Below are 14,157 nucleotides of genomic sequence, written 5' to 3' on the forward strand. Positions count from 1 at the left end.
GCCCCGTCGTCGGGAACCGGCCCCGTCGTCGGGGATCAGCCCCGCGCCCACTCCTGCTGCCGCGCCAGGTCCGCCTTCACCTCGGCGAGCTGGACCGCGACGGCCGAGGGGGCCGTTCCGCCGCGCCCGTCGCGGGAGGCGATGGCGCCGTGGACGCTGAGCACCGAGCGCACCTCGGGCGTCAGGTGCCCGGAGATCGCGGCGAACTGCTCGTCCGTCAGGTCGGACAGCTCGATGCCCTCGGCCTCGCAGACCTTGACGCAGGCGCCGGCCACCTCGTGCGCGACCCGGAACGGCACGCCCTGCTTGACCAGCCACTCGGCGATGTCGGTGGCGAGCGAGAAGCCGGCCGGGGCCAGCTCCTCCAGCCGCCCCCGGTGCACGGTGAGGGTGGCCATCATCCCGGTGAACGCGGGCAGCAGCACCTCCAGCGTGTCGCAGGAGTCGAAGACCGGCTCCTTGTCCTCCTGGAGGTCCCGGTTGTAGGCGAGCGGCAGCGCCTTGAGGGTGGCCAGCAGGCCGGTCAGGTTGCCGATCAGCCGGCCGGACTTGCCGCGGGCGAGCTCGGCGATGTCCGGGTTCTTCTTCTGCGGCATGATCGAGGAGCCGGTGGAGAAGGCGTCGTGCAGCGTGATGAAGCCGAACTCCTTGGTGTTCCAGATGATCACCTCCTCCGCGATCCGGGAGAGGTTGATGCCGATCATCGCGGTCACGAAGGCGAACTCGGCGACGAAGTCGCGCGAGGCGGTGCCGTCGATGGAGTTGCCGACCGAGCCGCCCTCGAAGCCGAGGTCGGCGGCGACGGCCTGCGGGTCGAGGCCGAGCGAGGAGCCGGCCAGCGCGCCGGAGCCGTACGGCGAGACGGCGGTGCGGGCGTCCCACTGGCGCAGCCGCTCGGCGTCCCGGCCGAGGGCCTGCACGTGCGCGAGGACGTGGTGGGCGAAGAGCACCGGCTGGGCGTGCTGGAGGTGGGTGCGGCCGGGCATCGCGGTGTCCGGGTGCGCCTCGGCGAGGCCGACCAGCGCCTGCTGGAGGTCGAGCAGCAGGCCGCCGATGGTCTTCGCGTGGTCCCGCAGGTACATCCGGAACAGGGTGGCGATCTGGTCGTTGCGCGAGCGCCCGGCCCGCAGCTTGCCGCCGAGGTCGGCGCCGAGGCGCTCCAGCAGGCCGCGCTCCAGGGCGGTGTGCACGTCCTCGTCGGCGACGGTGCCGGTGAAGGTGCCCGCCTCGACGTCGGCGAGCAGCTGGTCCAGGCCGGCCAGCATGCCGGCCAGTTCCTCGTCGGAGAGCAGGCCGGCCTTGTGCAGGACCCGGGCGTGGGCCTTGGAGCCGGCGATGTCGTACGGCGCGAGGCGCCAGTCGAAGTGGACCGAGGCCGAGAGCCTGGCCAGCGCCTCGGACGGGCCGTCGGCGAAGCGCGCACCCCAGAGGCGGACGTCGGAGGACTGCTCGGCGGTCATCGCGGTGGCTCCTTCATGCATGTGCAGTGGGTGGCATAAGTATGCACGATGCCGTATGAAACACAAAACCCCGGCCGGACGGTCTCCGTCGGCCGGGGTTCGTGCGTTCGAGGTGCTACTGCGCCTTCGCCTGGGCGAGTTGCATGAGGTGGTCGGCGAGCGCCTGGCCGCCGGCCGGGTCCCGGCTGATCAGCAGGACGGTGTCGTCGCCGGCGATGGTGCCGATGATCTCGAACACCTCGGCCTGGTCGATCGCCGAGGCCAGGAACTGGGCGGCGCCCGGCGGGGTGCGCAGCACCACCAGGTTGCCGGAGGCCGTCGCGGAGACCATGAGCTCGCCGGCCAGCCGGGCCATCCGGCCCTCGCTGGCCGACTCCCCCATCGGCGCGCGCGGCGTGCGGTCGCCGCCCTCGGCCGGGACGGCGTAGATCAGCGCGCCGTCCCGGTTGCGGATCTTGACCGCGCCCAGCTCGTCCAGGTCCCGGGAGAGGGTGGCCTGGGTGACCACGAGTCCGTCGTCGGCGAGCAGCTTGGCGAGCTGGCTCTGCGAACGCACGGGCTGGCGGGTGAGCAGGTCCACGATCCGCCGGTGGCGCGCGGTGCGGGTCTGCGGGACCTGCGGCGTCGGGCCGGCGGCGGACGGGCCGGAGTGGGAAGCGGTCATGTGATTATTCTCCCGGACGACGGTCAGTTCGCATCGGCCGGGGCGCCCTCGCGCACCGTCCGGAGGATGCCCGGCAGCGCGGCCAGGAACGCGTCCGCCTCCTGCTCGGTCAGCACCAGCGGCGGGGCCAGCCGGACGGCGTCCGGGACGGCCGCGTTGACCAGGAAGCCCGCCTCCTGCGCGGCGGCCTGGACCCGCGCCGAAACCGGCTCGGTGAGCACGATGCCGAGCAGCAGGCCCGCCCCGCGCACGTGCGAGACCAGCGGGTCGCCGAGCGCCTCGACGCCCTGCCGCAGCCGCTCGCCGAGCTTGCGGACGTGCTCCAGCAGGCCCTCGGACTCGATGGTGTCCAGCACCGCGAGCCCGGCCGCGGCGGCCACCGGGTTGCCGCCGAAGGTGGTGCCGTGCTGGCCGGGGGTGAGCAGCTCGGCGGCCGGCCCGAAGGCGAGCACCGCGCCCATCGGCAGGCCGCCGCCGAGCGCCTTGGCCAGGGTGACCACGTCCGGCTCCACGCCCTCGTCCGCCTGGTGGGCGAACCAGTGGCCGGTGCGGCCGACGCCGGTCTGGATCTCGTCCAGGACCAGCAGGGTGCCGGTGGCCCGGGTGATCTCGCGGGCAGCCTTCAGGTATCCCTCGGGCAGCGGGATCGCGCCGTTCTCGCCCTGGACGGGCTCCAGGAAGACCGCGGCGGTCTCGGTGGTGACGGCCGCGCGCAGCGCCTCGACGTCGCCGAACGGGACGTGGGTGACGTCGCCGGGCAGCGGGCGGAACGGGTCCTGCTTGGCGGGCTGGCCGGTGAGCGCGAGCGCGCCCATGGTGCGGCCGTGGAAGGCGCCCTGGAGGGCGACCAGGTGGGTGCGGCCGGTCCGCCGGCTGATCTTGAAGGCGGCCTCGTTGGCCTCGGCGCCGGAGTTGCAGAAGAACACCCGGCCGCCCGGGCGGCCGTCCAGCTCCAGCAGCCGCTCGGCGAGCGCGATGGTGGGCTCGGCCATGAAGAGGTTGGAGACGTGGCCCAGGGTGGCGATCTGCCGGCTCACCGCCTCGACGACGGCCGGGTGGGCGGTACCGAGGGCGTTGACGGCGATGCCGCCGAGCAGGTCGGTGTACTCCTTGCCGTCGGCGTCCCACAGCTTGCTGCCCTCGCCGCGCACCAGCGGGATGCGGGGGGTGCCGTAGTTGTCGGTGAAGGAGTGCTGCCAGCGCTCGGCGAGCTGCTCGTTGCGGGTCGTACCCGTCGTACGCGTCGCGCCGGTCGTGCTGTCGGTGCCAGTCGTGCCGCTCATGCCAGTCCCCCGGTCACGGTCGTTTCGTCGTCCGGCACGACCATCGTGCCGATGCCCTCGTCGGTGAAGATCTCCAGCAGCAGGCTGTGCTGGACCCGACCGTCCAGGACGCGGGCGGTGCCCACGCCGGAGCGGACGGCCCGCAGGCAGCCCTCCATCTTGGGGAGCATGCCGCTGGCCAGGTCGGGCAGCAGCTCCTCCAGCTCGCTCGCGCTGAGCTGGCTGATCACGTCGTCGGACTCCGGCCAGTCCTTGTAGAGGCCCTCGACGTCGGTGAGGACGACGAGCATCTCGGCGCCGAGCGCGACCGCGAGGGCGGAGGCGGCGGTGTCGGCGTTGATGTTGTAGACGTGGCCGTCGGTGCCGCGGGCGATCGAGGAGATGACCGGGATGCGGCCGTCGGCGATCATCGCCTTCACGGCGCCGGCCTCGATGTTGACGATGTCGCCGACCAGGCCGATGTCGACCTGCTCGCCGTCCACCACGGCGTAGCGCTTGACCGCCGTCATGGTGTGGGCGTCCTCGCCGGTCATGCCGACCGCGAACGGGCCGTGCTCGTTGAGCAGGCCGACCAGCTCGCGCTGCACCTGGCCGGCCAGCACCATCCGGACCACGTCCATGGTCTCCGGGGTGGTGACCCGCAGGCCGTTGGTGAAGCTCGACTCCAGGCCCAGCCGGTCGAGTTGGGCGCTGATCTGGGGGCCGCCGCCGTGCACCACGACGGGGTGCAGGCCGGCGTAGCGCAGGAAGACGACGTCCTGGGCGAAGGCGGACTTGAGGCTGTCGTCCACCATGGCGTTGCCGCCGAACTTGATCACGACGGTCTTGCCGTGGAAGCGCTCCAGCCACGGCAGCGCCTCGATCAGCGTCATGGCCTTGGGCAACGCGGTGTTGTTGCGGGCCTGTTCGCCCTTGGGTGCGATCTGCACGGGTTTCCCTCGTCGATGGGGGTCCCCCCCGGCCGCGGGCTGGGGGAGGATGTCGCGGATCAGGCGGGCTCGGGTGGAGCGGCGCGGATCAGGTCGAGTAGGCGCTGTTCTCGTGGACGTAGTCGGCCGTCAGGTCGTTGGTCCACAGCGTGGCGTCCGCCGTACCGGCGTTGAGGTTCGCGGTGATGACGACCTCGCGGCCCTTCATGTCCACCAGGTCGCGGTCCTCGCCGACGCCGCCGGACTTGCAGACCCAGACGCCGTTGATGGCGACGTCCAGCCCGTCCGGGTCGAAGGCGGCGGAGGTGGTGCCGATCGCGGCCAGCACCCGGCCCCAGTTGGGGTCCTCGCCGTGGATGGCGCACTTGAGCAGGTTGTTGCGGCTGATCGTCCGGGCGACCTCGACCGCCTCGTCCTCGGTGGCGGCGCCGGTGACGTCGATCCGGATCTCCTTGCTCGCGCCCTCGGCGTCGCCGATCAGCTGGCGGGCCAGGTCGGCGCTGACCGTGCGGACGGCCTCGGCGAACTCGGCCCGGTCCGGGACGGTGCCGGAGGCGGCGGAGGCGAGCAGCAGCACGGTGTCGTTGGTCGACATGCAGCCGTCGGAGTCGATCCGGTCGAAGGTGGTGCGGGTGGCGCCGCGCAGCGCGGCGTCCAGGGCGGCGCTGTCCAGGTCGGCGTCGGTGGTGAGGACGACCAGCATGGTGGCGAGGCTCGGGGCGAGCATGCCCGCGCCCTTGGCCATGCCGCCGACCGTCCAGCCGGCCGGGCTGGTGTACTGGGCGGTCTTGTGCACGGTGTCGGTGGTCTTGATGGCGATCGCGGCGGCCTCGCCGCCGTCCTCGCCGAGCGCGCCGGCGGCCAGGGCGACGCCGGGCAGCAGGAGGTCCATCGGCAGCCGGACGCCGATCAGGCCGGTGGAGGCGACGGCGACCTCGCCCGCGTTGAGGCCCAGCTCCGCGGCGACCTTCTCCGCGGTGGCGTGGGTGTCCTGGAAGCCGAGCGGGCCGGTGCAGGCGTTGGCGCCACCGGAGTTGAGGACGACGGCGGATACCCGGCCGCCCTTGAGGACCTGCTCGGACCAGAGCACCGGCGCGGCCTTGACCCGGTTGGCGGTGAAGACGCGGGCCGCGGCGAGCGAGGGGCCGTCGTTGACCACCAGGGCGAGGTCGGGGGTGCCGGAGGCCTTGATGCCGGCGGTCACGCCGGCGGCCCGGAAGCCCTTGGCGGCGGTCACTCCGACGTTGGTGCTCTTGCTCACGGTGCGACTCCGTTCACGGGCAGGCCGAGCTCCTCGGGCAGGCCCAGGGCGATGTTCATGCTCTGCACCGCGCCGCCGGCGGTGCCCTTGACCAGGTTGTCGATCGCGCTGATCGCGATGATCCGCCCGGCGGCGGCGTCCAGGGCGACCTGGACCAGGGCGGTGTTGGCGCCGTAGACGCTGCTGGTCTGCGGCCACTGCCCCTCGGGCAGCAGGTGGACGAAGGGCTCGTCCGCGAACGCCTCGGTGTAGGCGGCGCGCAGGCTCCGGGCCGTCACCCCGGGCCTGGCCTTGGCCGAGCAGGTGGCGAGGATGCCGCGCGGCATCGGGACGAGGGTGGGGGTGAAGGAGACGGTGACCGGCTCGCCCGCGACCGGGGAGAGGTTCTGCGCCATCTCCGGGGTGTGCCGGTGGACGCCGCCGACGCCGTACGGGCTGACGCTGCCCATCACCTCGCTGCCCAGCAGGTGCGGCTTGGCGGCCTTGCCGGCACCGGAGGTGCCGGAGGCGGCGACCACCACGGCCTCCGGCTCGGCGAGCTGCGCGGCGTAGGCGGGGAACAGCGCCAGGGAGACGGCCGTCGGGTAGCAGCCGGGCACGGCGATCCGGTTGCTGCCCTTCAACGCGGCGCGGTGGCCGGGGAGTTCGGGCAGGCCGTAGGGCCAGGTGCCGGCGTGCGCGGTGCCGTAGAACTGCTCCCAGTCGGCGGCGGCCTTGAGTCGGAAGTCGGCGCCGCAGTCGATCACCAGGACGTTCGGGCCGAGCTCCTCGGCGACGGCGGCGGACTGACCGTGCGGCAGGGCCAGGAACACCACGTCGTGGTCGGCCAGCACCTCGGGGGTGGTGGCTTCGAGGACGCGGTCGGCGAGCGGGCGGAGGTGCGGCTGGAGCAGGCCCAGCCTGGTGCCCGCGTTCGAGCCGCCGGTCAGCGCCCCGATCTCCATCTCCGGGTGGCCGAGCAGCAGGCGCAGCACCTCGCCGCCCGCGTAACCGCTCGCGCCGGCGACGGCGACTCGCAATGCCATGGCGTTCCTCCTTAGTCTTGGCATGAATATACGCGCGACGGAAAATTCATGCAAGGAGGATGCGCCGGCTCCCCGCCGGGACGGGGCGCCCGGGTCAGCGCTTGACGGCCCGCAGCACCACGAACTTGGGGTTCCCGGCGACGAGTTGGCAGTTGCCGAAGAGGCGGCGCAGCTTGACGTGGTAGCCGAGGTGGCGGTTGCCGACCACCCAGAGCTCGCCCCCGGGGCGCAGCGCCCGCTTGGCGCCGGTGAACATCCGCCAGGCGGTGGCGTCGGTGGTGGCCTGGTGGGAGTGGAACGGCGGGTTGTTGAGCACCAGGTCCACCGAACCCGCGGCGACCACGTCCCGGGCCAGGGCGTCGGCGGCCAGGAACTCGGCCGGGGCGTCCGGGCCCAGGTTGGTGCGGAAGGTCTCCTCGGCGGAGGCCACCGCCTGGTGCGACTCGTCCACGAACACCAGCTCCGCCCCGGGCCCGGCCAGCGCGGCGGCCGTACCGACCACGCCGTTGCCGCAGCCGAGGTCCACCACCCGGGCGCCGGGGGCGGGGACGGGCAGGTGGGCGAGGAGGAAGCGGGTGCCGATGTCGAGCCGGTCGGCGCAGAAGGTGCCCGCGTGGTTGACGACGGTACGGCCGGAGGCGGGGCCGATGTCCGGGGGCAGCGCGTAGCGGTGCGGCCACGGGTTGGGGCCGGGGTCCAGCGCCCGGTCCGGGGTGCAGAGGATCAGCCGGGCTTTGCGGGCGGCCAGCGAGGTGCGGGTCGGGCCGAGGATCCGCTCGAAGAGCCGGAGCGTGGAGGTGTGGATCTCGGTGACCATGCCCGCGCCGATCACCACGGTGCCCTCGTGGACGGCGGGGGCGAGCCGGTGCAGCTGGTCCTCCAGCAGGGCCAGGCTCTTGGGCACGCGCACCAGCAGCACGTCGATCCGCTCCGGCGGGGCGTCACGGGTGGTGAGCAGCCGGGCCTCGTCGACGGCGGCGCCGGCCCGGGCCAGGTTGGCCAGGGTGGCCTGCCGGCCGAGGTGGGAGTCGGTGATCTGGACCGGCCGGTACTCGGCCAGGGCGGTGGTCAGCGCGCCCCAGCGGGCGCCGCGGACGGCGACCGTCCGGCCGGCCCGCTCCGTCGCGGCGCCGGCGGCGCTGTCGGCCTCGCCCGCGAGGTGGCGCAGCAGGTACTCGTCGGCGGCGTCCCAGGCCCGCAGCCGCTCGCGCGGGTCCTCGGGGAAGCGGGTGAGCGCGAAGGCGCCCCACGGGGTGGTGAAGGAGGTTTCCGGCGGGGTCGCGGCGGGCGTGGTCTGGGGATTCATCGTGTTCTCAGGCTATCCGACGGTCCCGGGGGCGGTTACGGACGGATACTGGAAGGGCCCGGCCGAGAGAGGTGAGGGCGATGGAGTGGAAACTCGAAATCGTCGTGGTCCCGGTCTCCGACGTGGACCGCTCGAAGCTCTTCTACGAGGAGCAGGCCGGGTTCACCGTCGACCATGACACCCGGCTGCGGGGCGGGGCCCGGGTGGTCCAGTTGACGCCCCCCGGTTCGGCCTGCTCGATCGTGGTGAGCCAGGGGATGATCAACTCCGCGCCCGGATCGGTCAAGGGCCTCCAGCTGGTGGTGCCGGACATCGAGAGGGCCCACGCCGAACTGGTGGCCCGCGGCGTGCAGGTCAGCCCGGTCCAGCACTTCGTGGCCGGGGCCCGGGTGGACGGGCACGGCGAGGCGTGGAACAACTTCCTGTTCTTCAACGACCCCGACGGGAACGGCTGGGCGATCCAGGAGGCGCCGGCCGCGGCCGGGAGGTCGGGTGGGCAGGCGGTCCTTGGGTAGGCTCCCAGGATGGCTGAACACGAGGGAAGCGTGCGGGTGGACAGCTGGATCTGGTCGGTCCGGCTGGTCAAGACGCGGGCGCTGGCGGCGGCCGCCTGCCGGGCCGGGCACGTCCGGGTGAACGGCGAGCGGGCCAAGCCCGCCCAGACGCTGAAGCCCGGGGACGAGGTGCGGCTCCGCGAGGAGGGCCACGAACGGGTCGTGGTGGTGAGCAGGCTGATCCGCAAGCGGGTCGGCGCCGTCGTCGCGGCGGAGTGCCTGGTCGACAACAGCCCGCCGCGGCCGCCGCGCGAGGTCGTAGCGGCGGCCGGGACCCGGGACCGCGGGGCCGGGCGGCCGACCAAGCGGGAGCGCCGCGACCTGGACCAGCTGCGCGGGCACTGACGGGCGCGGAACCGCTACGCGACGGCGGCGGTGGCGAGCACCTTGGCGAGGAAGCCGCCGAGGTTGCCCACCGTGCGGTCGATCTGCAGCTCCAGCGGCAGCGACTCGTCGGGCCGGGTGACCAGCGTGGACTTCTTCAGCCCGCGTACGTAGAGCGAGCAGGCCAGGTCGGCGCAGATGTACGTGCCGACCGTGTTGCCCTCGCGCCCGGCCGCCCCGGCCCGGCGGGCGGCGAGCAGCGCGACCCCCGACCCGGCGTGCGCGGTGATGCACAGCGAGCACACGTTGGTCTTGGTCAGGCTGCGCCGGATCACCGGCGAGCGCAGCGTCACGCCGACCGGCTCGCCCTCGTACGGCGCCACCAGGTACGCCCGGTCGGGCGCGCCCTGGTCCCGCCAGCCGAGGAAGTCCAGGTGCTCCCAGGGCAGTTCGGCCAGGCCCCGGGGCAGGTGGAGCCGACGGGCCTCGCCCTTGGAGCAGTTGACGAAGGACGCGCGGATCTCGTTCTCGCTCAGGGGTTCCATGCCGCGGACGCTAACACCGGCCGGCCTGGCCTGTCGCGCCGTTTTCACCCGGTCCGTACCGGGTGGGCGGCCTGGACGGCGAGCCGGCGCGGGGCGTCCTCGCCGATCCGGGTGAGCAGGTCGTCCAGGGCGAGGAAGGCCTCCCAGCGCTCCTTCCCGCCGGCGGCGGCGAGGCGGTCGACGACCAGGTCCTCCAGGTCCTGGACCCGCTTGTTCTTCCAGGCCTTGTCGGCCAGGCTGACCAGCAGCTCCTCGACGGTGGTGCCGGGCCGGTCCCAGCTCGCGTGGGTGCGGGCGAAGCGGGCGAGGTGCTCGGGGACGCCGTGGGCGAGCAGCAGGGCGTGACCGGCGGGCTCGTGCCGGGAGCCGGGGGCGGAGAGCTCCTCGGGGTGGACGGTCTTGCCGATGTCGTGGGTGGCGGCGCCGTAGAGGACGGCCGCGCGGTCGAAGGCCAGGCCTTCGCGGGCGCAGAACCCGGCGATCTCCTCGGCGACCCGGTGCACCAGCGCGAGGTGGGCGACCAGGCGGGGCGGGGCGTCGACGGCCCGCAGCAGTTCGGCGACGTCGGTGGGCAGCGGCGGCAGGGCGGTGGTGGTCACGCCGCAGGGTAGCCGCGGGGGTGAGGGGTTGTCAGTGGGGTTCCGTAGCCTTCGACGGTCCGGTCCCGGCGTAGGAGGGAGGCGCCGGGACCGGGCGTTCGAAGCGGACGGCCGGCTACCGCTTGAAGGCGACGCCGGCGTACGCCGAGACGTCCTGCCAGCCCTCGGGGAGTTCGGAGGTGGGCACGTGGCCCGCGGCGGGGCGCCAGAGCGGGAGCTGGACGAGCCCGGGGCCGACGAAGTCGAAGTCGCCGAAGAAGGGCTCGACGCCGGAGCGCGGGCGCAGCACGAGCGGGGCGCTGGCGCTGCGGTAGATGCGGGTGCCCTCCGCGGCGCTCTCGCGGGAGGCGAAGTCGGGGCTGCCGTGGGAGAGGATCAGCGCGCTGCCGGGGGCGAGCGCGTCGCGCAGGGTGCGGACGATCTGCTGGGCGCCCTCCTCGTCGCGGATGAAGTGCAGGACGGCGACCAGCATCAGCGCGACCGGCTGGGAGAGGTCGACGGCCGCGGCCAGCCCGGGGTGGCCGAGGATCGTGGCCGGGTCGCGCAGGTCGGCCTCGATCACCGAGGTGTGCCCGGCGGGGTGGCCGGCCAGCAGGGCGCGGGCGTGGGTGGCGACGATCGGGTCGTTGTCCACGTACACCACCCGGGCGTCCGGGGCGACCCGCCGGGCGACCTCGCTGGTGGAGCCGACCGCCGGGATGCCGGTGCCGATGTCGACGAACTGGCGCACGCCCCGGCCGGCCACGTACTCCACCGCGCGGCCGAGGAACTGCCGGTTGGTGCGGGCCAGCAGCGGCAGCGCGGGGTAGGCGGCTATCGCGGCCTGGGCGGCCTTGCGGTCGGCCTCGAAGTTGTCCTTGCCGCCGAGGTAGTAGTCGTACATCCGGGCGGTGTGCGGGACGCCGGTGTCCAGCTCGCTCGGCGGCTGCCAGTCGCCGGTCCTGCCCCAGTCCCACTCGGTGTCCGTGCTCCGGCCGGTCGCCGCGCTGTCCTCGTACATCCTGTCCGCCCCCAATGCGCCATGCCGGAAGAGTTCGGCTACCGCCCGTCCACACGCGGTGCGCGGTGATCGTATCCAAGGACACGCCGTGGAAACAGCGGGAGTTCAGGTTTACGCAACACCGGGTGACGGAGTGTGTGCACGTCAAGAAGGGTCCGGGCGCTCGGTCCGGATCGCCCGCCGTAGCCGTCCTCTCTATGCTGGCTGCCGATGACTGCCGACCGCCGCAGCGTGCTGCGCACCACCGCCCGCCTCGCCGCCCTCGCCGCCACCGGGGGGCTGCTCGCCGCCTGCGGCACCGGCACGCTCCGCCGGGCCGACCCGGGGGCGCTCGCCGCACACCCCGGCACGGTGGACCCGCAGCACACCACGGACCCGGCCTGGAACGGCGGCGAGGGCCCGGCCTCCCCCGAGCCCACCGCCCCGGCGGAGCCCCGGCCCGACGCCGAGCCGACCGCCGCCGCGGCCGCCGCCCGGCCCAGCGCCCCGCCTGCCCCGCCCGCGCTGCCACCGCTCGCGCCCGGCACCCCGGTCGAGGTCGCGTACGGGCCGCGCACCGGGAAGAACGTGGCGCTCACCATCCACGGCAGCGGCGACCCGAAGCTGGCCACCGCCCTGCTGGAGATCGCCGAGCAGCGCGGCGCCAAGCTGACCGTGATGGTCGTCGGCAGCTGGCTCGACCAGCAGCCGCAGATGGCCCGGCGGATCCTGGACGGCGGCCACGAGCTGGGCAACCACACCCAGAACCACCTCAACATCTCCGCCATGACACCGGACCAGGCGCGCGCCGAGATCGCCCAGTGCGCGGAGCGCCTGCAGCGGCTCACCGGCTCGATCGGCCGCTGGTTCCGCCCCTCCGCCGCGCAGTACGCCACGCCGATGGTGCGCGAGCAGGCCAAGGCGGTCGGGTACGAGCACGTGCTGTCCTTCGACGTCGACCCGCGCGACTACAACGACCCCTCGGCCGCCGAGCTGCAGCGCCGGGTGCTGAACTCGGTGCGCGGCGGCTCGGTGGTGGCGCTGCACATGGGGCACCAGTGCACGGTGGACGCGCTGCCCGGCGTCCTGGACGGCCTGGCCAAGGCGGGGCTCAAGCCGGTGACCGCCAGCCAGCTCTGCGCCTGAGCGGCCGGGACCGGTCGGGCGGGCCCCGGGGAACACCCCGGGTCAGACCATCGGATCGTCGTCCTTGTACGGGCGCAGCCGCAGCGTGCGGGCGTCCGCGGCGCGGATCGCGTCGGCCCGGTTGACCAGCTCCTCCAGGTCGTCCCGGCCCGCGTGGATGAACCGCCCGTGCAGTCCGTCGAAGCGGCCGCGGGCGGCGTCCACGGTGACCGCGACCATGTACGGGATGGAGCCCCAGGTCGTCGTCTCCTTGAACATCGGCATCCCGGCGGTCATGTCGGTGGCCACCGCGCCCGGGCTGACGTCGAGGACGACGATGCCGTTGCGGGCGAGCGAGTCCGCCATGTTGTCGGAGAGCTGGAGCAGCGCGCCCTTGGACGTGGCGTACGCGGTGTAGTTGCCGTCCGGGCGCAGCGCGAAGCCGGAGTTGAGGTTGACCACCCGGCCGCGCCGGCGGGCGACCATGCCGGGGAGCACGCAGCGCAGCAGGTTGTAGGGGCCGCGCAGGTTGGTCTCGATCACCTGCCACCACTGGTTCGCGTCGGTCTCCCAGATCGGCACCTCGGCGCGGTCGACCAGGCCGGCGTTGTTGACCAGCAGGTCGATCGGCCCGAGGTCGCGCTCGACCAGCCGGACCGCCTCGCGCACCGAGCCGGGGCGGGTGACGTCGGCGGTCACGGCGACGCCCCGGGAGCCGCGCTTGACGCACTCCTTGAGCGTGTCGGTCAGCGTCTCGTGGGTGCGGCCGACCAGGCCGACGGACATCCCCTCGGCGGCCAGGCCGATGGCGAGCTCCCGGCCGATGCCCCGGCCCGCGCCGGTGATCAGGGCGACCTGTCCTGCGAGCGATCCCGTCGACACCCCGTACTCCCTTCACGTCCCCGGCCCTGTCCGGGTCCGCCCCCGGCCCCCGTCTGCGGCATTCTGTCGGCAGCCGGGCGGAGCGGGCCCCGGGCACACGGGTCCGGGGCCGCTGCCTCACTCGTTCGGGTGAAACCCGGCCCTGGCACTACGCCGGGGAGGGGGTGACCTACCGGCCGGTACGGAGTAGTAACGTCGTCGGGGCGGTGACCGGTGCACCCATTCCGGCACACCGGCCCCGTCGTCCAGCAGCTCGCTGGGCCACCCGAAGCTGGGCGACCCCCAGCACCGTCGAAGGGCAACTGAGTGAGTGACATCGCGCGCGTCGGAGTGATCGGCTGCGGTCTGATGGGGTCGGGCATCGCCGAGGTCTTCGCCCGGGCCGGGCTGGACGTCCTGGTGTCGGAGGCCAGCGGTGAGGCGCTGGAGTTCGGCCGCACCCGGCTGACCAACTCCCTGGAGACGGCGGTCAAGCGGGGCAAGCTGAGCCCCGAGCAGCGGGACGAGGCGCTGGCCCGGCTGTCCTTCACCGTCGAGCTCTCCGACTTCGCCGACCGCGACCTGGTGGTCGAGGCCGTCGCCGAGCGCGAGGACGTCAAGGTCAGGATCTTCGAGACCCTGGACCGGGTGGTCGAGCGCCGCGACGCGATCCTCGCCTCCAACACCTCCTCGATCCCGATCGTGAAGCTGGCCGCCGCCACCACCCGCCCGGAGCAGGTGATCGGCCTGCACTTCTTCAACCCGGCGCCGGTGCAGAAGCTGGTCGAGGTCATCCCGACCCTGACCACCTCGGCGACCACCACCGAGCGGGTCGAGGCCTTCGCCTCCCAGGTGCTCGGCAAGGAGCCGATCCGCGCCCGCGACCGGGCCGGCTTCGTGGTCAACGCGCTGCTGGTGCCGTACCTGCTGTCCGCGGTGCGGATGTTCGAGACGGGCGTGGCCACCGCCTCCGACATCGACAAGGGCATGGAGGCCGGCTGCGCCCACCCGATGGGCCCGCTGCGGCTGTGCGACCTGATCGGCCTGGACACCATCGTCTCGATCGCCGAGTCGATGTACGACGAGTACAAGGAGCCGCTGTACGCCGCTCCCCCGCTGCTCTCCCGGATGGTCGACGCGGGCCTGCTGGGCCGCAAGTCCGGCCGGGGCTTCTACGACTACACCGCGAGCGCCTGACACCCCCGGCACGCCCGCAACGGCGGGGCCCGGCGGCTGTGAACC

At 73.7% G+C, this 14,157-nt stretch carries 15 protein-coding genes; 4 read left to right on the top strand and 11 right to left on the bottom strand.

Annotation, left to right across the window (positions count from 1 at the left end):
• Positions 1–35: 35 nt before the first annotated feature.
• The 7 genes from argH to ACFU6K_RS12695 all read right to left on the bottom strand — a co-directional run bounded on the left by argH (position 36) and on the right by ACFU6K_RS12695 (position 7,928).
• Complete coding sequence (gene argH, locus ACFU6K_RS12665) at positions 36–1,460, bottom strand: argininosuccinate lyase (RefSeq protein ID WP_380662557.1); 1,425 nt, start codon at positions 1,458–1,460, stop codon at positions 36–38.
• 115 nt (positions 1,461–1,575) lie between these two features.
• Complete coding sequence (locus ACFU6K_RS12670) at positions 1,576–2,124, bottom strand: arginine repressor (RefSeq protein WP_049652068.1); 549 nt, start codon at positions 2,122–2,124, stop codon at positions 1,576–1,578.
• 23 nt (positions 2,125–2,147) lie between these two features.
• Complete coding sequence (locus ACFU6K_RS12675) at positions 2,148–3,407, bottom strand: acetylornithine transaminase (protein WP_380662558.1); 1,260 nt, start codon at positions 3,405–3,407, stop codon at positions 2,148–2,150.
• Complete coding sequence (argB, locus tag ACFU6K_RS12680) at positions 3,404–4,279, bottom strand: acetylglutamate kinase (RefSeq protein WP_380662569.1); 876 nt, start codon at positions 4,277–4,279, stop codon at positions 3,404–3,406. The genes ACFU6K_RS12675 and argB overlap by 4 nt, the downstream gene beginning before the upstream one ends.
• Positions 4,280–4,424: 145 nt before the next feature.
• A complete protein-coding gene (gene argJ, locus ACFU6K_RS12685; protein WP_380662559.1) occupies positions 4,425–5,597 on the bottom strand; it encodes a bifunctional glutamate N-acetyltransferase/amino-acid acetyltransferase ArgJ in 1,173 nt (390 codons plus the stop codon).
• A complete protein-coding gene (gene argC / locus ACFU6K_RS12690; RefSeq protein WP_049652071.1) occupies positions 5,594–6,622 on the bottom strand; it encodes an N-acetyl-gamma-glutamyl-phosphate reductase in 1,029 nt (342 codons plus the stop codon). Before argC ends, argJ begins: the two co-directional genes overlap by 4 nt.
• Before the next feature lie 94 nt (positions 6,623–6,716).
• Positions 6,717–7,928, bottom strand: a complete 1,212-nt coding sequence (locus ACFU6K_RS12695; RefSeq protein ID WP_380662560.1) for a methyltransferase — start codon at positions 7,926–7,928, stop codon at positions 6,717–6,719.
• A gap of 80 nt (positions 7,929–8,008) precedes the next feature.
• Between ACFU6K_RS12695 and ACFU6K_RS12700 the strand changes: the two genes are divergently transcribed.
• Positions 8,009–8,443, top strand: a complete 435-nt coding sequence (locus tag ACFU6K_RS12700) for a VOC family protein (protein WP_380662561.1) — start codon at positions 8,009–8,011, stop codon at positions 8,441–8,443.
• Between the two features lie 9 nt (positions 8,444–8,452).
• Entirely contained in the window at positions 8,453–8,827 is a 375-nt protein-coding gene (locus ACFU6K_RS12705) for an RNA-binding S4 domain-containing protein (RefSeq protein ID WP_380662562.1), read from the top strand.
• Positions 8,828–8,841: 14 nt separating this feature from the next.
• Here ACFU6K_RS12705 and ACFU6K_RS12710 read toward each other — a convergent pair whose 3' ends face one another.
• The 3 genes from ACFU6K_RS12710 to ACFU6K_RS12720 form a co-directional block, all read right to left on the bottom strand.
• Positions 8,842–9,351 carry an FBP domain-containing protein gene (locus tag ACFU6K_RS12710; protein WP_380662563.1) on the bottom strand — a complete coding sequence of 170 codons (510 nt, stop codon included), beginning with the start codon at positions 9,349–9,351 and terminating at the stop codon, positions 8,842–8,844.
• A gap of 44 nt (positions 9,352–9,395) precedes the next feature.
• Complete coding sequence (locus ACFU6K_RS12715; protein ID WP_380662564.1) at positions 9,396–9,950, bottom strand: HD domain-containing protein; 555 nt, start codon at positions 9,948–9,950, stop codon at positions 9,396–9,398.
• Between the two features lie 115 nt (positions 9,951–10,065).
• Entirely contained in the window at positions 10,066–10,950 is an 885-nt protein-coding gene (locus ACFU6K_RS12720) for an SAM-dependent methyltransferase (RefSeq protein ID WP_380662565.1), read from the bottom strand.
• A 210-nt stretch (positions 10,951–11,160) separates the two neighbouring features.
• Between ACFU6K_RS12720 and ACFU6K_RS12725 the strand changes: the two genes are divergently transcribed.
• Positions 11,161–12,075: a polysaccharide deacetylase family protein gene (locus ACFU6K_RS12725; protein ID WP_380662566.1), complete on the top strand. Its 915-nt coding sequence runs from the start codon at positions 11,161–11,163 to the stop codon at positions 12,073–12,075.
• A gap of 42 nt (positions 12,076–12,117) precedes the next feature.
• Here ACFU6K_RS12725 and ACFU6K_RS12730 read toward each other — a convergent pair whose 3' ends face one another.
• Positions 12,118–12,936: an SDR family NAD(P)-dependent oxidoreductase gene (locus ACFU6K_RS12730; RefSeq protein WP_380662567.1), complete on the bottom strand. Its 819-nt coding sequence runs from the start codon at positions 12,934–12,936 to the stop codon at positions 12,118–12,120.
• 306 nt (positions 12,937–13,242) lie between these two features.
• Between ACFU6K_RS12730 and ACFU6K_RS12735 the strand changes: the two genes are divergently transcribed.
• The gene (locus ACFU6K_RS12735; protein ID WP_380662568.1) at positions 13,243–14,112 is read left to right on the top strand and encodes a 3-hydroxybutyryl-CoA dehydrogenase; all 870 of its coding nucleotides are present in this window, start codon (positions 13,243–13,245) and stop codon (positions 14,110–14,112) included.
• Positions 14,113–14,157: the final 45 nt, after the last annotated feature.

It is taken from the genome of Kitasatospora sp. NPDC057512 (assembly GCF_042802135.1).
Classification (GTDB): Bacteria; Actinomycetota; Actinomycetes; order Streptomycetales; family Streptomycetaceae; genus Kitasatospora.